The organism is Novosphingobium acidiphilum DSM 19966, from assembly GCF_000429005.1.
GTDB lineage: Bacteria > Pseudomonadota > Alphaproteobacteria > Sphingomonadales > Sphingomonadaceae > Novosphingobium > Novosphingobium acidiphilum.
Genome location: NZ_AUBA01000011.1, coordinates 117,467 through 137,024, shown reverse-complemented (window position 1 = coordinate 137,024; position 19,558 = coordinate 117,467). Strand labels below are relative to the sequence as shown.

The following is a 19,558-nucleotide window of genomic DNA, read 5'->3' as shown; positions in this document are numbered from 1 at the left end:
CCACCTGCCAATAGATGCAGGATCAGTCGGGCAGACGGTTGGACCGGGCGATGGCGCCATAAACCGCGGCACTGGGCTTTGGCATGCGCGCAAAGGTCACCGGATCGAAACTGGCCAGGCCCATGTGCACCTGATAGCCAAAGATCCATTCGAAATTGTCGATCAGCGACCAGTGGATATAGCCCAGCACCGGCACCCCGTCGTCCATCGCCGATTTCAGCCCATGCAGCGCGGCAGGAATGGCGCGTGCGCGGATCGTGTCATCATCGACCGAACAGCCGTGTTCGGTGACCATGATCGGGCAACCGGTGGCCGCATGGGCATAGCGCACGCTATTGCCCAGCGACGCCGGATAGATTTCTGCACCGCGCACGCCACGGACCGCATCGGCGGGCACCGGCACGCGGCCGTGATCGTCCCACACCATGCGTTCGTAGTTCTGCACGCCCAGGAAATCGTCGCCTTTGACCGCATCAAGCCAGGGGCCGTACAGTTCGGCGCGCATGAGATCGCGGATCGAATGCGCGCCCACCGCCTGATCGTCGAACATCGACAGGCTGACGCCCACCGGCAGATCGGGGCGCACGCCCTTGATCGCGGCGCGCGCGGCCTTGTGCCCCGCGATCAGATTGCGCGTCGTGGTCGGGATGTCGTCGATGTCGATCGCGTTGCCGGCGGCGAATTTGCTGGCGCCGTGCGCGCGGGCGGCGGCTTCGAGCATCGCACGCTGGCCGGCAATGGCCTGTGGCGGCAGCACGACTTTGAGCACGTTCATGATATTGGGTTCGTTCAGCGTCAGCGCATGGCTGATCCCGCCCGCCAGCGCGTGCGCCGCCTTTTCGCAGAACCGGGCAAACAGCGCGGGCGCCTGCGGGTTGGTCCAGCCACCCTGGGCTGCAAACCAGATCGGGGTGGTGTAATGGTTGAACGTCACCACCGGGGTCAGGCCGCGTTCGTGGCAGCCATCGATGATTGCCTTGTAATGGTCGATCATGGCGTGGCTGAACTGGCCCTGCGCGGGCTCGATGCGGGGCCATTCCAGGCTGAAGCGATAGGTGTTGAGCCCGATCGCCTTGACCAGATCGAGATCGGCGCGCCACAATTCAAAGCTGTTGCAGGCGTCGCCCGAGGATTGGGCGTAGATCGTGGGCGTGATGTTTTCCAGCACCCAGCTGTCGGCGTTGGTGTTGTTGCCCTCGATCTGGTGGCCCGAGGTTGCAGCCCCCCAGATGAACCCCCGGGGAAAGGCCGGGTCGAACGGTTTGGCTTTGATTTTGGCCAGGGCGGGGCTGGCGGCCAGCGCGGCGGTGGCGGCAAGCATCATGCGGCGATCGATCATGGCAGGTCCTCGATAAAGGCGGCAATCTCGTGTTCCAGCCGGGTGTCGCGGCTGCCAAGGTGCATCGCCATGGTGTAATGGTTGTGGTCTGGCATGATCAGCGCGCGTGGCATGGTGCCGTGGCGCGCGCGGCGGTCGTTCATCAGCGCGATGAATTCGGCCTGAAACCGGTCGGGATCGTATTGCGCGCAAGCCACCAGCAGCGGCAGACGGGTGGTGGCGACCGCTTCGAGCGGAGCCTTGTCGGGGTAGGTCGAGGCAGCGCCGTAATAGCGTTCGTCGCGCGCATCGATCGGGGTGTAGCCGTAAAGCCCCGACAACAGCACCGCGCCCGCGATTTCGCGCGCATGGTCTGGTGTTGCCCGCAGATAGCTGGCCACATGCACCGCACCCGCCGATGTGCCGATCGCCACGATCCGCGCCGGATCGCCGCCATAGGACCCCACCACGTTGCCGATATGGCGGATCGCTGCGCCCACATCTTCGCTGCCCGCAGGCCACATATGGTCGGGCGCGAGGCGATAATTGATCACCGCGCCAATCCAGCCACGGCGTGCCGCCATGCGACCGACGGCGGCATTGGCCCAGTTTTCGTCGCCACCCTTGTCGCCCTGCACAAATCCGCCACCGTGGACAAACACCAGCACCGGTTTTGGCGCAGGCCCCGGCGTGCCATAAAGATCGAGACGGTGCCGGGGATCGCGGCCATAGGCCAGGTCGCGCGCCAGAGCAGGTACTTGCTGCGCCAGCGCGCGCTGTTCGGCATCGTACAGCGCGCGGCAGTTTGCCAGCACTTCGGGGCCCAGGCCCTGGCCCATCGCGGCAATTGCCCGGGCCGTGTCACGCCCCGTCACACCCTTGGCCCTGCCGCCGAGGCAAAGGCGCGCCGCAGCGCCTCAATCTTTGCCGCCTGGAATCGCGCGGAAATCGCCGTCCCCGCGCCGATTTCGTCAAAACCATGGAATGCGCCCGGGATCACCTGCAATTCGGTCGCGATCCCGGCATCAGCAAGTCGCTGCGCATAGGCAATGTCTTCATCGAGGAACAGATCGAGCGCGCCCACCGCAATATAGGCCGGCGGCAAACCCTTTACCGTCGCAACGCGGGCGGGCACCGGCAGCACGGGTGCATCCGGCGTGCCAGGCTCCTGCCCCAGAAAGCTGCGCCAGCCAAACCGGTTGTCAGGCGCGGTCCACCCGATTTGCCCGGCGGGCGAGGCCACAGCGCGGGTCGATCCGGTGCGGTCATCAAGCATGGGATAGATCAGGCACTGAAACATCACCGGCACTTCGCCGCGGTCGCGCGCGACAATCGCCAGGATCGCGGCATGCCCGCCGCCGGCGCTTTCACCCATGACGGCAATACGATGCGGATCGACGCCGAGATCCTGCGCGTGATCGTGCAGCCATTTGAGCGCGCCATAGGTGTCTTCGATCGAACCTGGCCAGCGCGTTTCCGGGGCAAGCCGGTAATCCACCGTCACAATCACGCAGTCGAGCGTCTGCGCCAAGGCTTGCAGCTTGGGAATGTCGATACGCGGCGTGCCCAGCACATAGCCGCCGCCATGGGTGTGGAGGATCGCCGGACGGCCGGAACCGGGGCGAGCATTGATAACATGAACCGGCACATCGGGGCCGCCGCGAACCGCAACAGCCCTTTGTTCCACCGTCACACCGGGCAGCGGCGGTTTGATCCACTGTTCGACCCCGCTGCGCAGTGTCGCCAACGACGCCCCGGTCAATGGTCCCGTCTTGGTGGAGTTCGCCAACATCTGCCTGGCGATGGCGCGCAGTTCCGGATCGACCAGCGCGATCAGCGCTTCGTCAACCGTCGGCTGATCGGCCAAGGCCGGGTTATGCTGCAGGATGAACGGCAGAGCTGCAACCGTGCCCGCGAAAAGCCGCCCAAGATCACGACGTGTCAATATGTTCATGGCAATGGTCCTGATTGCAACAGCCCGCGCAAGTCTGCGCCGGGGTTGCCCCCGGCGCGCGCGATCAGAACTTTCCGTCGAGCGACAGACCGACCTGGCGGAACCCGTTGGGGCCGTACATCGCGCCGATATTGGCCGCCCCGCTATAGGGGAAGCCGCTTTGTGCCAGGATCGGCTCGTGGACATTGCCCAGGTTGCGCGCGAACACGGCGACGGTGAACCGGTCATCCGCGGTGCGCACCCCGATGCGGCCACCCACGGTCCAGTGCGGACCGAACGTGCTGCCCTCGACTGCGGTTTCTTCGTAGCTGACCCGTGATTTCCAGATCGTGTCGGCCGCGACAAAGCCGTTGAGATTCTGGCCCAGTTGCGCGGTGTATTCGCCCGACAGGGTGAACTTGTATTCGGGCGCATAGGCCAGCTGTTGCCCGCCCAGGTTCGATCCGTCCGATCCCAGGAAACCGGTGGGATAGGTCGCCTTGGCCCAGATGAACCCGGTGTTGAGCGACAGGTTGCGCGTGACTTTGCCGAACAGGTTCAGCTCGGCACCGCGCGATTTTACGCCATCGATGTTGGTCTGGATGCACGACAGCGTTCCGGCGAGCGGTCCGCTGGTAATCGATGAACAGCTTTGCGCCTGAAAGTTCTGCACTTTCTGATAGAACACGTTGGCGTCAAGCACCCAGCTGCGCAACAGCGTGGTTTTCAGGCCGGCCTCGTACGAGGTCGGGATTTCGGGCAGGATCGGATAGGGTGCCGCGCCCGAAGGTTGCGAGATCTGGCCGCCCTTGAACCCGCGCGACACGGTCGCATAGGCCATGGTGCGCGGCGCCACGTCGTATTGCGCGCCCACCTTCCACGAAAACTTGCCGACATTGAGCTCGGTATAACTGTCGGTCGAGCCCGGGATGGCATCGGCATACGTCGTCAGGTGGAGGTTGTCCTGGGTGTATCGTCCCCCCGCGATCAGGCGCAATTTGTCGGCGGCATGGATGGTCATCTGGCCAAACACCGCCTCGGAGGTGTCGGTCACGCGGTAACCGCCGGTGCCGACATTGGCGACAGGGATATAGACCGGCGGTGCCGGATGGATCACCACGCCCAGCGTTTCGGGCGCGATGTTCTGGACCTGGCTCGATACGAACAGCCCGGCGGTGTATTCGATCGTCTGCTTGTCCGACGAGCTGATGCGCAGTTCTTCGCTGGCCAGGTCGATCGGGTGATAGATGGCGCCGTTGCTGACCTGCAGTTCCAGCGGATCGCCGCGGAACACGCTGGTCGCGGCACCCAGGCCCGATTCCACGCTGTGGCGATAGGCGCTGATCGAGGTGATCGTAAACGCCTGTGCCTTGTAATCGATCTGCAGCGATGCACCGCCGTTGTAGGCATGATCGACAAAGCCGTTGGCCAGGCAATAGTCGCGATTGCCCACGCCCGGGGTCACGCCGCAGCTGGCCAGATTGGCGGTCACATTGTCACCGATCGGAAACGGCGTCGGCAGGGGCAGCAGTCCGGCGCCGCTCGTTTTGATAAACGTGAAGAAATCGCCGCCATTGGTGATGCGCGTCTTGGTATAGTCACCGATCAGGTTGATCGTCAGATCGCTCGACGGTTCCCACAGCAGGTGCCCGCGAAAGCCATAGCTGTCGTTGGCGTCGTATTGCCGGGTGGTCACATCGTAATCGGGCCCCTGGCGCAGATTGGCAAAGCCCGACACGCGCAGCGCGGCATTGGCGGCGATCGGAATGTTGATCACACCTTGCGCGATCTGATCGCCATATTGCGATCCGGCCACGCCCGCACCCGACAGTTCGGTGCGCAGGCGCAGGCTCAGCGTACCGAATTCGGGCTTGTTGGTGGTGATGTTGATCACGCCTGCCGACGTGGTGAGGCCAAACAGCGTGCCTTGCGGCCCCTTCAGCACTTCGACCCGCGCGACGTCGAACAGGTTCGAGATATTGGCGTTGCCCTGGCTGACCTGGTCGACAACGACGCCGACCGAGGGCACCGCGCCGGCCGAAAAGGTCTGCGTGCCGATACCGCGGATCGCGCCGCCGCCGCCGGTGTTCTGGCCCGGCGCGTTGTTGATTTCCAGACTGGGGGCAATGCGGTTGAGATCGGCGACCGTGTCCACCTGTTCGCGTTCCAGCTGCGCGCTGTCGGCCACCGTGATCGAGATCGGCACTTCGGTCACCTTTTCGGCGCGGCGCTGTGCGGTCACGATGATTTCGGCAGGGCCGGTATCGGTCTTGGTAGCGGTTGCGGCATCGGCGGCAAACGCAGGCGTCGCCATGATGGCGATACCGATCGTGGCGGTGCCAAGCAGCAGGCGTGCAGTGGTCTGGACAGGCATTGGTCTTCTCCCTTTTTCCGAGAGCCATCTGCGGGGGTTGTGCGTCCCCGCAGCGGTCTCGTTTTTGCAGATGGTCGGTTCAGGTCTTGGTCGGTTCAGTCTCGGCAATTACCGGGTTGGTCAGGGTGCCGATCACGCCGATCGACACGGTCACCGTGTCGCCCGGCCTGAGGTAAAGCGGCGGGTTGCGCTTGTCGCCAACGCCGCCCGGGGTGCCGGTGGCGATCACGTCGCCGGGGTTGAGCCGGGTAAAGGTCGAACAATAGGCGATGACCGCGGGCACATCCCAGATCAGGTCGCTGATCGGTTGATCCTGCACCAGTTCGCCGTTGACGCGGGTCTGCACGCGCTGGGTGGACAGGTCCGCCACTTCGTCGGGGGTGACCAGCGCGGGGCCAAAGCCGCCGGTGCCGGGCCAGGTCTTGCCCGGGGTGAACTGGATGTTGTGGCGTTGCCAGTTGCGGATCGACCCGTCGTTGAACGGGGCAAATCCTGCAACATGGTCCCAGGCGTCTTCGGGCCGGATCCGGCGGCCGCCTTTTCCGATCACCACCGCGAGTTCGCCTTCGTAATCGAACCGGTCGGTTTCGGGCGGATGGATCAGCGCCGCGCCATCGCCCACCAGCGAATCCGCCCAGCGGTGGAATATCGCGGGATGTTCCTTCTGCTCGCGGCCGGTTTCGGCAACGTGCGTGGCATAATTCAGCCCGACGCACAGGATCTTGTCGGGATCGGGGATCACCGGCAGCAGCGTCACGTCGGCCAGCGGCAGCGTGGGTCCGGTCAGGCCGCCAAACGCCAGATCGGCCGCCAGCGCGGCTTTGAGATCGGCGGCGTGGGCGCCACAGTCGGTAACAGTTGCGCCATCAAGCCTGCCCCACGAAGGGGTGCCACAGGCGCGAAGGAAAGAGATCAAACGCATCGTCAAACTCCAGATGACAAGGGGACCGGGGCGCTTGCCCATTCCCGGCGGAAACGGAAGGTTTCTTCCGCCACGCGTAGCGCGTTAAGGTCCTTGTCGGAAATACCCCACTGGTCGATGCGCCGTTCGGGCCAGGTCCAGTCATCGGGCGCGCCCGCGCGATAATCGTCGGGCACCTTTTCGACCGCGGTCGAATATTCGATCACCGGGCCGAACGGGGCGATATAATAGGCATAGACATTGTCGCCGGGCCCGTGTCGGCCGGGGCCCCAGGCGGTGGCAAAGCCATGGTCGCGCATGTTGCCGATCCCGCGCATCACCGCGTCAAGGTCGTCCATTTCAAACGCGACATGGTTCAGGCTGGAAAAGCCGCTGCGCGCAAAGGCGGTCGAATGGTGCGACGTGTTGCAGCGGACGAACACCATGCCCCGGGTCCGGTCGGACACGGTAAAGCCCAGCACCTGTTCGGCCAGTGTGCCGCTGGCTTCGGCATCGGCGGCGTTGAACACCACGTGGGTCAGTTTTACCGGCATGACCCGGCGGCTGGCCCTGGCATGGCCCGCGATCGGCGCCACGGTCTGCGCGCCGGTCAAAAACCGCAGGATTTCGCCTTCGGCCAGTTCGACCACGATCCCGCTGCCGCCGCCCGGGTCGGACGCGGTGCAGGGCGCTGCGGCCAGGCCATGCGCCGCGGCGGCCTGGGCCACCTGTTCCAGCCGGTCGGGCGAACAGACAAACGTGGTCGAACGCACAAAGCGGTCGGCATGGTCGGCCAGCGCCATCAGATAAGGATGGCTGCCGCTGCCGCGCAGATACCAGGTTTCGCCGATGCGTCCGGCATCGGCGCAGCCCCAGACGTCGATCATCCAGCGATGCGCCTGTTCGGCACCGGGCAGAGCCAGTTCGATGCTGCGCAGGTCCATCATGCTGCCGCTCCGGTTGCAAAGCCTGCGGCCACGATGCCGGCCGCGGCGGCCAGGGCATCGGCGGGTCCGGCATCGCCCGACACGCCGACCGCACCGACAATAGCGCCGTGGGCGTCGCGCACCAGCACGCCGCCGGGCGAAAGCGCCAGTTGTCCGTCAAGCGCGCCCGACAGGCTGGCAAAAAACACCGGGTTGGCTCTGGCGCGCTCGGCCAGCACGGCGGTGTCGTCGCCCAGCGCCAGCGCGCCGTGCGCCTTGGCCCGGGCCACGCCAAACCGGCCAAAGCTGGCCCCGTCCTGGCGGGCAAAGGCGATCAGGTGCCCGCCGCTGTCGAGCACCACCACCCCAAGCGGTTTCAACGCCGCGCTGCGGGCATGCGCCAGCGTGCCCGCGATAATTGCGTGTGCGTGGTCGAGCCCGATCATGCCGCCGCCTCGGCGACCAGGCCCAGGCTGGCGGCGCGTGCCGCAATCAGCGCGGCCGGCATGCCCGTGCCGAACACATAATGATCGGGGCGCACCAGCACCGCAGGCGCGCCGCGATCGTTCAGCCATTGCGCCAGCGCGCCGCCATCGTCGATGGTGTCGATGTCGATCGTCGTAACGGCGGCGGCACCCGGTACGGCGCCACGCGCAAACAGCCGCCAGCCTTGCCCGGCACAATCGTCCAGCTTGCGCCCGCAGCCCAGCACCGGCTGGACAAACCGTTCGCCTGCGCCCGTGCTGCCCGCCAGGATCATGCCCGCGCCGATCGGCGGGATCAGGTCGGCCGCGGTCTGATGCGTGCCGGTCTGCGCAGCGGCGCGTGCCACCATTTCGGCATCGCGTGCCGCGGCGCGTTCGGCATCAAGCTCGCAGATATAGCGCCCGGCCGCGACCGCCGCGCCGATCACCGCACGCACATGCGGATCGCGTTCGGCCTGATAGGTGTCGAGGATCGCCGGATCGGCGCCTTCGTGCACCACCGCGGCCATTTTCCACGCCAGGTTGGCCACATCGCGCAGGCCATGGCACATGCCCTGACCAAAAAACGGCGGGGTCTGGTGCGCGGCATCGCCCGCCAGAAACACGCGGCCCGCCTGCCAGCGATGCGCGACCAGGCCGTGAAAACGATACGTGGCCGAACGGATCACGGTATGCGGCACCTCGCCGATCCACGGGCGCACCAGTTCGGCCACCGCTTCCGGGGCGGACATGGCCGCATCGTCTTCGCCGGGCAGCAGCATCAGTTCCCAGCGGCGATGCTGGCCGCGTCCGGGCACGACCGTGGCGGGTCGCGCCGGATCGCACATCATCACCGACAGCCTTTGCAGATCGGCCTCGGGCGGAACGCCGGCAATCGGGGGAAAGGCCACCGGGCCGTCGACGTGCGCATCGACCACCAGCCAGGGTTCTTCGAACCCGAGATCGTCGAGCGCAATGTCGAGCGCCTTGCGCACCGGGCTGCGCGATCCGTCGCAGGCGATCAGCCAGCGTGCGGTAACGCCATGGTCCGCCCCGTCCTGGCTGTAGCGCAGCGTGACCTGCGTTTCGTCCTGCGTCACCCCGGCAAATTCGGCGCCCAGCCGCAGCGATACATTGGGCATTGCGGCAAAACCCGCGCGCAAGTGTGCTTCGAGCTCGGGTTGATAAAAGAACCAGTCGTTGGACCACCCGAACGGCCGCGCCAGCCCGACCGTGCCCATATAGCGGATCGCCTGCCCGCGCGCACCGACATGCAGATGCCCGTCGGTATCGACCATATCGGGCACGATGCGATCGGCCAGGCCGGCGCTTTGGAACAGCCGGACCATCTCGTGATCAAGGTGCACCGCGCGCGGCAACGGATAATGCACGCGTTCCTGTTCCAGCACGACCACCGACAGCCCTGCGCGGCCCAGCAGGCACGCGGCCAGCGCACCGACCGGGCCACAGCCCACGATCGCAACGTCAAATGTGCTGGTTAGCGACATGGAAAAGGGTCTGACCTCAATGGGTTGTGGCAGGGGTGGCGGCGGGCAGCGTCAGCTTGTGAAACACGCCCCCCAGCATGATCGCGCTCAGCCGGTTGGCGTCCTGCAGGATCGCCACGTCGGCGGTGGGATCGCCATCGACCAGCAGCAGATCGGCCAGCCAGCCTTCGCGCAGCTGGCCGACGCGCTGGCCGGTCAATGCGCCGCCCAGGCCCGTGGCCGCGGCCAGCGCCTCGACCGGGGAAAAGCCGAAATGGTCGACAAAATGCGCCAGGTCGCGTGCGTTGCGGCCGTTGGGATTGAACGGAAAGCCATAGTCGCCGCCGATCAGCACGCGCACGCCGGCGGCCTTCAGCTTTGGCACCAGCACGCGTTCCAGATCCATCCGCTCGGCGGCCGAGGCCTTCATGGCGCTCATGTCGATATGCGGCGGCGGGCTCGCCTCGAGCGCTGCGACCGACACGCCGCAGCCGGGGCCGTAGAACACGCTGTCCTTCAGCGCGGCCAGACGCGCGACCATGGCATCGCTGATATAGCTGGCGTGATAGATGATCCGCGCGCCTGCACGCAGTGCAAGGTCGACCGCTTCGTCGGTATAGGCATGGCAGGATATCGCCAGGCCATGCGCCTGCGCCGCTTCGCGCGCGGCGTCCATTTCCTCGGGCGTATACAGGATCTGGGTGTGGCTGCGCGGCTTCAGCGCGGATTCGCCCGAAATCACCAGCTTGACCGCCTTGACCCCCTGCGCCGCGCAATAGGCCATGAACGCGCGCATCGCTTCGGGCCCGCGGCCGTTGAAGACATCGCCGGTATCGACACCGTCATCGCCCTCGGGGCTGCGTTCGAGGGTGGACGGGATCAGCCGGCCGCCCGGGGTTTCGCCCGCGGCAATCCGCGCTGCAAGCCGCGGTTCGATGCCGTCACCCAGCGCACCGGCCGACCACAGGCTGGTAAAACCATGGTCGAGCAGCACGCGCGCGTTGCGCGTGGCGGCAATCTCGAGCTCGTCGGGGGGCAGGATGAACGCATGATAGATCTTTTCGACCGACGAGGCCCAGGTCAGGTGCGTGTGCGCCTCGACCATGCCGGGCATCAGCGTGCGGCCCGCCCCATCGATCACCCGGGTCGCGTGATCGGGCACAATGGTTTCAGGGGCATAGGCGATGCGCGCGATGGTTTCGCCATCGACCAGCACGCTGCCCGCGCGTGTCGCCTGGGCAGTGCCGTCAAAAATCTGCACGTTGGTGAACAGCGTGGTCACGCGCACCTCTCCCCAGTGGTTGTTGGGGGCATGATACGCCCGATTCAGCTATCGCGTAAAATATGCGATTTTACGCTTGCCATAGGCTGGACCTATGGATGTTGATCGATCACATCGAGCAGCCGGCTGGCCAGTGGCGACAGGCCACGCGGGCGGTACCAGTGCACACCGACCGACCGGTTGGTGGCGGATTCGGCCAGCGGAATGGCGCGCAACGCACCGTCGTGCAATTCGCTGGCCGCGACATGGATCGGCAGGATCGTCACGCGCAGGCTTTCGCGCACGATTGCCTTCATCGCCAGAAGGGAATCACAGCGCACCACATCGCGCGGAATGCTGACGCCTGTGGCCAGGAACAGCGCCTCGATCTGCCGGCGAAAGCCACCCTCGGCTTCGGGCAGGACCCAGCGCAGCCCGTCGATCTGGCGCAGCGATATCGGTGTGTCGGGCAGGGGATGATCCGCCGCCACCAGCAGCGCAAACGGGTCCTGGCGCAAGGTGCGTTCGGCAATGTCGGACGGCGGTGCCTCGATCGCGGTGGTCACAAACGCCAGTTCGATTTCCCCGGTGCGCAGCATTTCGGCCAGTTCGCTGTCGGACCGCACGATCAGCGACAGCGACAGGTGCGCAATTTCGCGGTCGAGCGCGGCAATCCCGACCGGCAGCAGGCTGACCAGCGCACCGGGCGTGCCGCCCACGCGCAGCGCGCCGACCCCGCCATCGCGCGCGGCGGCCACATCGGCCTCGGCATCGCGCAGCAGGTGATCGAGCATCTGCGCGCGCACGTGCAGTGCCTCTCCGGCAGGGGTCAGCACCACGCCGGCGCGCGTGCGTTCGAACAGCACCGTGCCCAGCCGCATTTCCAGCCCGGCAATCGCGGCCGACACCGAAGGCTGCGAAATGTTCAGTGCGCGCGCCGCGCCGCTGATCGAGCCGGCGGCGCAGACTTCATGAAACATGCGCAAGGCGCGGGGGTCGATCATCGCCGGTGTGTAGCGCTATTTGCCGGCCGCCTCCAGCGTCACCGGGCCGATCAGCCCGGCCCGCCGCAGCGGGGCATCGGCGCGATAGGTGGGCAGCGCCGTCCACGCCACTTTGGTTGCCCCGGGCACGGCATCGCCGATCAACCGGTTGACCCACAACGTTGCCACTTTGACCGCCAGCGCATTGACGCCGGGATGCAGCGCCGCGCCCACATCCAGGCGGTACGGCGCATGCCAGACAGTGCCGACCTCCTGGCCGTTCACGCTGACTTCGGCCATTTCGCGCAGATCGCCCAGGTTCAGATACAATGGCTGCCCCGGCTTCCACCCGCGCGGCGTGACCAGGTTGTGGTGGTAGGTTGCCACGCCGGCAAAATGGCTGATCCCGAAATCGGCATTGGCGTCGAGCGGGGCCAGCGGCGCAAGCGTCGCTGTGGCCGGCGCGCCACGGCCCGGCTGAAACGCCACCGACCATGCGCCATCAAGGTGATCCACAATCCGGGTCTGCGGCTCTGATGCCACGACGAGGATGGCGTCGGTTTTCTTGCGGAACACGACATGCACCGATTCCTCGCCCGCCAAGGTCAGCGGAATGATCGTTTCGCCCCGCAACACGTCGTAGCTTGCATTTTCGGTCTTGCCGGTTTCGGCATGCCAAAGCTCGGGCGCTTTTCCAGTGATCCGCAAACGCAGGTCGACCCGTTGTGCCTGCTGCTTGTGGTTGACCACGAACCAATCGTCGCCGCCGTCCCAGTGGCGGTGGACAAAGCCTACATCGGCCCCGGCCTTGACCGAAAAGTCGGGCGCGACGCCCAGCGCGGCCAGCCCTGCATCGGCGTCGGCGGCCACCACAACGCGGCCTGCACCAACCGTTGCAATCGCACCCGCGGCATCGCCGCGCGGCCACAGCCGTGCCACCAGCGCGGCATAACGCGCCGCATCGGCCCCGGCCAGGCCCGGATCGCCGATCGGCGGGTGGCCGATGATCTGCGCACCCTGTTCGGTCAGCGCCGCGATCCGTTCGAGCACGGTCAGCGACATGTGTGCGCTGCTGCCCCCCAGATACAGCGCACGATAGCGCGCACCGCCCGGGCTGGTCAGGGTATCGCCATCCACCTTCAGCACATGCAGCAGCGCATCGGCGTTGACGAAATCATAGCCATGCGACTTGGGCGCGTCGGCCACCGGGGTCAGGCCATAAAGCCCGGTCAGCGGCGCCTCTTCGCCATAGAAATAGCCAAGATCGGCAACAAAGTGGCCCTGTTGCAGCATCAGCGCATTGCGCGACAGGTAATCGACCCAGGCCCTGGCCAGCGGCGCCCAGGCTTCGTGCCGGTTGAAGAACTGGCCAAAGATCATCAGCGAAAGGCCGGGTTGCTTGTCATCGACAGGCTGGTGCGCGCTTTCGTGCACCACCGGGCGGTTTACCCCGGCCAGGAATTCGGTGTCGATCACGTGTTTCAGCGTGCGCGGGCTGTCGGCCCAATAGCTGAGCGCCGAAGTCATCGATTCGGCCGCGACCAGGTTCTGCCCGTAGATATGCGCCACGCTCGCCGCGCCGCGCATGTCGGCAATATAGCTGGGGTTGGGCGCAGCACCTTGGGGATATGTCCACAGCGCCGCCATCGGCACGTCGGTGTGGGATCGCATGGCCATGTCATCGCCCAGCGAAGGCCGCTTGTCTTCCAGCGCTTCGCCATAAAGCGTCAGCCCATTGGCGTGCGCCACGCGCGCAATCGTGCCGTAATGCGCCGATGCCATCAGATCGGCCAAAGTGCGCCGCCAGTCGAACAGGAACCGGTCGGTATCGGCGCGCGATCCGATCAGCACGCCGGTCAGCGCGGGCAGCCACGGTGTCGCATCATAGCCGCGCCGTTCGCGGAACGCCGACAGCATCTGCGGCGTCCAGTTGGCCGCGCCGACTTCGATCGAATCGTTGAGCAGCGCGGTCACGCCGTGCGCGCCCAGCATGCCCGGCCCCGCGGCATCGCGCATCATGCCGAGGTAATGCGTGATATAGCGTTCGACCGCCGGGGCATCGAACTTGTCGACCTCCAGCCCGGTGGCTTCGGCAGCGGCGGGGTGATTGGTCGTGCCTAGCAGCGAATGACCCAGCCGGATGACGCGCCAGGACCACCCTGCCGGCAAGGCCGGCGCGGTCCAGTCAAGTTTGCCGTCGGCGCCGAGTTTTGCCGTCAGATCGACCACGTCGGCCGGCTTGGCCCCCGTTGCGCCATCGCCCGGATCGCCCAGCGCGTAATAGTCCATGCTCAGCGCAAAGCCGGCCTTGGTTTCAAACCGGTCGACAGCAGGCGCGGCATCGAGCCGGAACTGGCGCACATCCCATGCAGCATCGGCACTGCCAAGCGCCGCGCCAAACATGTCCGGCACAACGATGCCCGGCGCCGGGGCGCCCATATTGCTGCCCATGCCCGCCTTGGGGTGCAGCACCAGGCGGAACCGGCGCGCGGTAATCGGGGCAAAGCTTACCGTTGTCGGCACATCGGCCGCGGGGACATCGGCGACATGGCGCCAGGTCTGGCCATCGTCGCTTGCCTCGATCACCGGCGCGACCACCGTGCCGAAAAACATCGCGCTGGAGTGACCGATGAACACCTGGGCAGACCGCACGGTCTGTGCGGCCGGCCACGACAGGATCACGGTGGCGGGGCTGCCATCGACGGGGCGCGGTACCGCGACGGTCTGATCGAGCTTGCCCCCTGCCAAAGTCGCAGGATCGAGCGCAAGGCCTGCACCGGTCGTGGCCGTCGGCAGCATCAGCGCAATGTCGTGCGTCGGCACCGCAAGCACAGCCACATCGCCATAGAACCGGGGCGCGTCAACCGGCTTGCTGCCCGATGCGAGGTCATCGATGCCCAGCTGTTTTGACAACGACTGGAACGGACCGGTCAGACCCGGTGGCATGGGCAGGGGTTCGCTGGCGCGCTGCCCGGGGGCCAGGCGCACTTGGCTCCACACCAGTTTCTTCAGCGCGTCGGCGGGCGGCACCCACGGGCCGCCGGTTTCGCTCCACCCGGGGGACGAGGCCACTGCCAGTTCCATGCCGCGGCGGTCGGCCTCGGCTACGGCAAAGCGGAACGCGTCCTTCCATTCGGGGGTCATATAGACCAGCCGCTTGTCCACGATCTGCGGGGTCATCAGGTTGACATCGAACACGTGAACGCCGCCGATGCCCACCGCCTGCATCCACGCCAGATCCTTGGCGATGCCGTCCTTGGTGATATTGCCGTTCATCCAGTGCCACCACACGCGCGGACGCGCGCTGTTGGGCGGATCGCGGAACTGGTCGGCCAGATCGTCGGCGCGTGCGGGGGCAAGGGGCAGCAGCGCGCACGCGGCAAGCAGGGCGAGTTTCAGGCGACGGGTCATGGCACTCTCCGGTATTCTTGTTTTTTGTCAGACTATTCCGGCGCCCAATCCGACCGCCTTGCGTTCCTGCGCCTTGCGCGCGCGGTACTGGCTGCGGCGATAGGCCGCGATCGGGTCGATCGCGCCGCCGGCCTCGACGCGCGCGCGCGCCAGGATCGGCGCAACATCGATGGTATAGGCACGGCGCAGCGCCTGAAACGCCATCATCGTGTCATTGGTTTCCTGCGCATGGTGCAGGGCCGCCCGGTCGACCAGGCTGGCCTTGGCATAGCACTGGGCAATCGCTTCGGCGCTCGACAGCATCGATTCGATCGGGTCGGTCACATTGTGCGACTGGTCGATCATATAGCTGGGGTTGAACCCGTCGCGCGGGTTCTGTTCGGCCTCGATCAGTTCGTTGAACACCAGGAACAGCTGGTGCGGATTGATCGAACCCGAATCGAGGTCGTCATCGCCGTACTTGCTGTCGTTGAAGTGGAACCCGCCCAGTTTGCCAAAGCGGTGCAGCCGCGCCACGATCTGTTCGATATTCACATTGGGCGCATGGTGGCCCAGATCGACCAGGCATTTCGCCTTTGGCCCCAGTTCCTGCGCGGCCAGGATCGACGAACCCCAGTCCGATATGACCGTGGAATAGAACGCCGGCTCGAACATCTTGTGTTCCAGCAGCATGCGCCAGCCATCGGGCAGCGCGGCATGGATCTGCGCCGCGCCATCGAGATAACGATCGAGGCTGCGCGCGAAATCCTGCTGCCCCGGAAAATTGGTGCCGTCGCCGACCCACACGGTCAGATCGGTCGAGCCCAGCTGGCGCCCGATTTCGATGCATTCGATGTTGTGATCGACCGCCTGCTGGCGCGTTGCGGCATCCTGTGCCGACAGCGATCCATTGGCATAACTGTGTGCCTGGCCGACCTGATCCTGAAACGTGTTGGAATTGACCGCGTCCCAGCCAAGCCCCAATGCGGCGGCCTCTTCGCGCAAGGCCTTGTAGTCGCGGACTTTGTCCCACGGGAAATGCGGGGATACGCGCGGGGTGCTGCGGCCAAGCTGGTTGATCACTGCGCAATCTTCCAGCTTTTCATGGATAGTGGTCGGCTCTCCGGGAATCGGGAATTTGGCAAAGCGCGTGCCGCCGCGTCCTGCACCCCAGCTGGGCACGGCCACGCTGAATTTGGCGACGCGTGCCGTTATCGCGTCGATGTCGATCCCGGCGCGCGCCAGCTTGCGCCCCAGCGAGCCATAGTCATCTTCGAGCGCAGCGAGGCCCGCGTGATTGTGTTCGGCAATCAGATCTGCGGAAATCGGCAAAGTCATGGGGCAACCTTTCGCGCCAGAAACCCTTGCATGCCAAGCCAGGCAATGAATTCGTCGAGCACCAGGGTGGTGGTTGTGCCGGGCACACCCAGGCCAAAGCCATGGCTGCCCTTTTGATACCCGTGGATTTCGACCGGTCGCTTTGCCGCCAGCCAGGCTTCGGCAATGGGAAAACCGCGGTGCGGAAACAGCGGATCGTCGAGCGCGATGGCATCAAACATCGGCGGAGCGGCGGCAGGCACGTCGATATGTGCCTGCGGGCCATAGATATAGCCAAAGAACGCCGGGCCCTGGCCGGGTTTTGCAGCCTGAACGGTGGCCAGCGCGGTCATGGCGCCGGCCGAAAACCCGATCATGCCGATACGCGCCGGGTCCACGCCCCACTGGGTCGCGCGGGCGCGCACCAGCGCAATCGCGGCAAGGCCGTCTTCAGTCGCCGCCGGGTCGGTCAGCGTCGGCATCTTGTCGGGATCGGGCAGTCCCGCCAACAATTTCTGCCAGATATAGGCGCCCGCTGCGGCTTCATCGGGCGGGGTCGGCAACAGCCGGTATTTGAGCACAAACGCCGCAATGCCGCGATCGGCCAGCGCATGCGCCACCTGCCAGCCTTCATGGCTCATCGACAGGCCCATGAACGCGCCGCCCGGGGCCACGATCACCGCCGCCCCGGTGGCCCTGGCCGGATCGGGCAGGACCGGGGTCAGCGTGGGCCGGGTGACGTTGCGCACGTTGTAATCGCGGCCGAAATACAACGACCAGTTTTCGCCCGCCGTACTGCCCGGCGTCTTGTCGCCGTAAAGCGCGATGGCATCGGGTTCGGCCGGTGCGCTGGCGGCGACAGGCACCGGCATGTCGGCGGGTTGCGCGTGGCCCGCGCCTGTCATGGCCACGGCCAGCAATCCTGCAATCGATCCCGCCATCCGGCGATGGTATCGGCGCATCATCATCATCCTCTTCCGCCGTGTTGTCAGCGTGTAAACGCCTGCAAATTGCCCGCATCGACATTGATCATGTTGCCGGTCGATTTGGCCGACGCATCCGATCCCAGAAAATAGCATGCTTCGGCAATGTCGTCGGGCAGGACATCGCGTTTGAGCAGCGAACGGTTGCGGTAATGCTCTTCCAGTTCGGCGCCCGGGTCGATGCCGTGGGTGCCGGCGCGTTCCTTGCGCCAGTCGCCGTCCCAGATCCGACTGCCGCGAATCACCGCATCGGGGTTGACGACATTGACGCGAATGCCGTGCGGCGCGCCTTCGAGCGCCAGGCACCGCGCCAGGTGGTTGGCCGCCGCCTTGGCGCTGGCATAGGCCGAGGCGCCCGCGGCCGCCGCCACGCCGTTTTTCGAACCGATGAACACGATGGCGCTGCCGCCCTGGTCTTTCATCGCCTTGAGCAGGGGCCAGGCCCCGCGGGCGGTCAGAAAATAGCCTTCGGCCAGCACGTCATAATTCCTGCGCCACAAGGCCACGGTGGTGTCTTCAATCGCGGCCGACGAGGCGATGCCGGCATTGGCCACCAGCACATCCAGCCCGCCGAATTCGCGCGCGGCCAGATCGAACGCAGCCCTGACCTGGTCTTCGCTGGTCACATCGCACACCGCTGCACGCACCACGTCCGTGCCGAACTGCCGCGCAAAGCCGGCGCGCACGGTTTCCAGCGCATCGCCGTCGCGGTCGGCCAGCACCACGCAGGCGCCGTCTTTCAGAAAGCGTGCCGCAGTGGCCGCGCCGATCCCGCCCGCACCGCCGGTGACCAGCACGATCCGCCCGACTTGCGCCCTGGGCGCGGGCATGCGTTGCAGCTTCGCCTCTTCCAGCAGCCAGTATTCAATATCGAAGGCTTCCTGTTCGTCGAGCGCGATATACTCGCCGATCGCTTCGGCCCCGCGAATCACGTTGATCGCGTTGCCATAGAATTCGCCCGCCAGCCGCGCGGTGGTCTTGTCGGTGGCGAACGTGATCCGGCCCAGCCCCGGCACCAGCACGACCACCGGATTGGCATCGCGCATCGCCGGGCTGTCGGCGCGCCGGCACCGCTGGTAATAGGCGGCATACCTTGCGCGATAGGCGGCGATCCGATCGGACATGTAGGCCTGGTCGGCCAGGCGCGCCGGATCCAGCGTCAGCGGCGCGATCTTGGTGCGCAGAAAATGATCGGGGCACGATGTGCCCAGCGCCGCCAGTTGTTCGAACCGCGCCGATCCGGTAAATTCAAGCACCTCGGCATCGTCGGACCAATGCCCCAGCTTGCGCCGTGCGCCGGTCATCAGGCCGCGCAACCGTGGCATCAGATCGGTGACAATTGCGGCGCGGTCGGGGTTTGGCGCAACGACCAGCCCGCCAAACGCGGGCCGATCGGCCATCCTGGCATTCAGATACCGCGCGGCATCGGCAATCAGCGCGATCGTGTGTTCATAGCAGGCCTGCGCGCTGTCGCCCCAGCAGATGATCCCGTGGCCTGCCAGCATCACGCCCTCGACACCCGGGTGCGCGGCGACATAATCGCGCAGCATTACCCCCAGCGTGTAGCCTGGGCGCTTCCACGGCAGCCAGCCGATCCGTCCACCCCAGATTTCCTGCGTTGCCGCTTCGCCCCCCGATGAGGCAGCCAGCGCGATGATGGCATCGGGGTGGACATGGTCGACATGCGCAAACGGCAGCAGCGCGTGCAGCGGCGTGTCGATGCTGGCGGCACGGCCGTTCAAGTTGAAGGTGCAGTGCGGCAGATAGCCCACCATCGTGTCGTCATCGTCCGGCCCTGCATAATGCGCGCCCAGCGCCAGCAGCTTGTCCTGGTACAAGGTGGCGAACCCGTCGAGAGCCATCGAGCCGATGTCGCCCCCCGATCCCTTGACCCACAGCACGTCGACCGGCTGTCCGGTCAGCGGATCGGTGCCCGACAGTTTGGCCGAAGTGTTGCCGCCGCCGAAATTGGTGACGGTCAGGTCCGATCCGAGCAGGTTCGAACGATACAGCAACAGCTGTTCCGGGGTCAGGCCCGCGGCGCGATCCGCGTCCCACCGGCTTTGCGGCACGGCAAACGGGATCGCGCCAGCCGTCATCGCCGGATGGTCGAGAGTGGGGGTGGGCATGGGAATCTCCGCAGGACTGTGGTGATGTGGCCGCGATCTAGCAAAATGTCGTTGCACTGACAATCGAATTTGATACTATTCGATCATAAACG

14 protein-coding genes are annotated in these 19,558 nt (G+C 65.9%); all 14 read right to left on the bottom strand.

From position 1 onward, the window contains the following. Window positions 1-22: 22 nt before the first annotated feature. Entirely contained in the window at window positions 23-1,339 is a 1,317-nt protein-coding gene (locus tag G404_RS0111430) for a family 1 glycosylhydrolase (RefSeq protein ID WP_028641197.1), read from the bottom strand. Beyond that, complete coding sequence (locus G404_RS0111425) at window positions 1,336-2,193, bottom strand: alpha/beta hydrolase (protein WP_028641196.1); 858 nt, start codon at window positions 2,191-2,193, stop codon at window positions 1,336-1,338. Before G404_RS0111425 ends, G404_RS0111430 begins: the two co-directional genes overlap by 4 nt. After that, the gene (locus G404_RS0111420) at window positions 2,190-3,272 is read right to left on the bottom strand and encodes an alpha/beta hydrolase fold domain-containing protein (RefSeq protein ID WP_028641195.1); all 1,083 of its coding nucleotides are present in this window, start codon (window positions 3,270-3,272) and stop codon (window positions 2,190-2,192) included. The genes G404_RS0111425 and G404_RS0111420 overlap by 4 nt, the downstream gene beginning before the upstream one ends. Window positions 3,273-3,336: 64 nt before the next feature. Beyond that, window positions 3,337-5,625, bottom strand: coding sequence for a TonB-dependent receptor (locus G404_RS0111415; RefSeq protein ID WP_036521166.1), 2,289 nt, complete (start codon window positions 5,623-5,625; stop codon window positions 3,337-3,339). 79 nt (window positions 5,626-5,704) lie between these two features. Next, window positions 5,705-6,547, bottom strand: coding sequence for a fumarylacetoacetate hydrolase family protein (locus tag G404_RS0111410; protein WP_028641193.1), 843 nt, complete (start codon window positions 6,545-6,547; stop codon window positions 5,705-5,707). Window positions 6,548-6,549: 2 nt separating this feature from the next. Beyond that, window positions 6,550-7,470 (bottom strand): VOC family protein, encoded by a 921-nt coding sequence (locus G404_RS0111405; protein ID WP_028641192.1) that lies wholly within the window; start codon window positions 7,468-7,470, stop codon window positions 6,550-6,552. Beyond that, window positions 7,470-7,898, bottom strand: a complete 429-nt coding sequence (locus G404_RS0111400) for a GlcG/HbpS family heme-binding protein (RefSeq protein WP_028641191.1) — start codon at window positions 7,896-7,898, stop codon at window positions 7,470-7,472. The genes G404_RS0111405 and G404_RS0111400 overlap by 1 nt, the downstream gene beginning before the upstream one ends. After that, window positions 7,895-9,424, bottom strand: a complete 1,530-nt coding sequence (locus tag G404_RS0111395; protein ID WP_028641190.1) for a bifunctional 3-(3-hydroxy-phenyl)propionate/3-hydroxycinnamic acid hydroxylase — start codon at window positions 9,422-9,424, stop codon at window positions 7,895-7,897. The genes G404_RS0111400 and G404_RS0111395 overlap by 4 nt, the downstream gene beginning before the upstream one ends. 16 nt (window positions 9,425-9,440) lie before the next feature. Then, window positions 9,441-10,685, bottom strand: a complete 1,245-nt coding sequence (locus G404_RS0111390; RefSeq protein WP_028641189.1) for an amidohydrolase family protein — start codon at window positions 10,683-10,685, stop codon at window positions 9,441-9,443. A gap of 92 nt (window positions 10,686-10,777) precedes the next feature. After that, the gene (locus G404_RS0111385) at window positions 10,778-11,668 is read right to left on the bottom strand and encodes a LysR family transcriptional regulator (protein ID WP_028641188.1); all 891 of its coding nucleotides are present in this window, start codon (window positions 11,666-11,668) and stop codon (window positions 10,778-10,780) included. Between the two features lie 15 nt (window positions 11,669-11,683). Further along, window positions 11,684-15,058, bottom strand: a complete 3,375-nt coding sequence (locus G404_RS0111380; protein ID WP_028641187.1) for a glycosyl hydrolase — start codon at window positions 15,056-15,058, stop codon at window positions 11,684-11,686. A 27-nt stretch (window positions 15,059-15,085) separates the two neighbouring features. Next, entirely contained in the window at window positions 15,086-16,375 is a 1,290-nt protein-coding gene (gene rhaI / locus G404_RS0111375; protein WP_028641186.1) for an L-rhamnose catabolism isomerase, read from the bottom strand. After that, a complete protein-coding gene (locus tag G404_RS0111370; RefSeq protein WP_245584506.1) occupies window positions 16,372-17,325 on the bottom strand; it encodes an alpha/beta hydrolase in 954 nt (317 codons plus the stop codon). Before G404_RS0111370 ends, rhaI begins: the two co-directional genes overlap by 4 nt. A 17-nt stretch (window positions 17,326-17,342) precedes the next feature. Beyond that, window positions 17,343-19,466 (bottom strand): bifunctional rhamnulose-1-phosphate aldolase/short-chain dehydrogenase, encoded by a 2,124-nt coding sequence (locus G404_RS0111365; RefSeq protein WP_051280581.1) that lies wholly within the window; start codon window positions 19,464-19,466, stop codon window positions 17,343-17,345. Window positions 19,467-19,558: the final 92 nt, after the last annotated feature.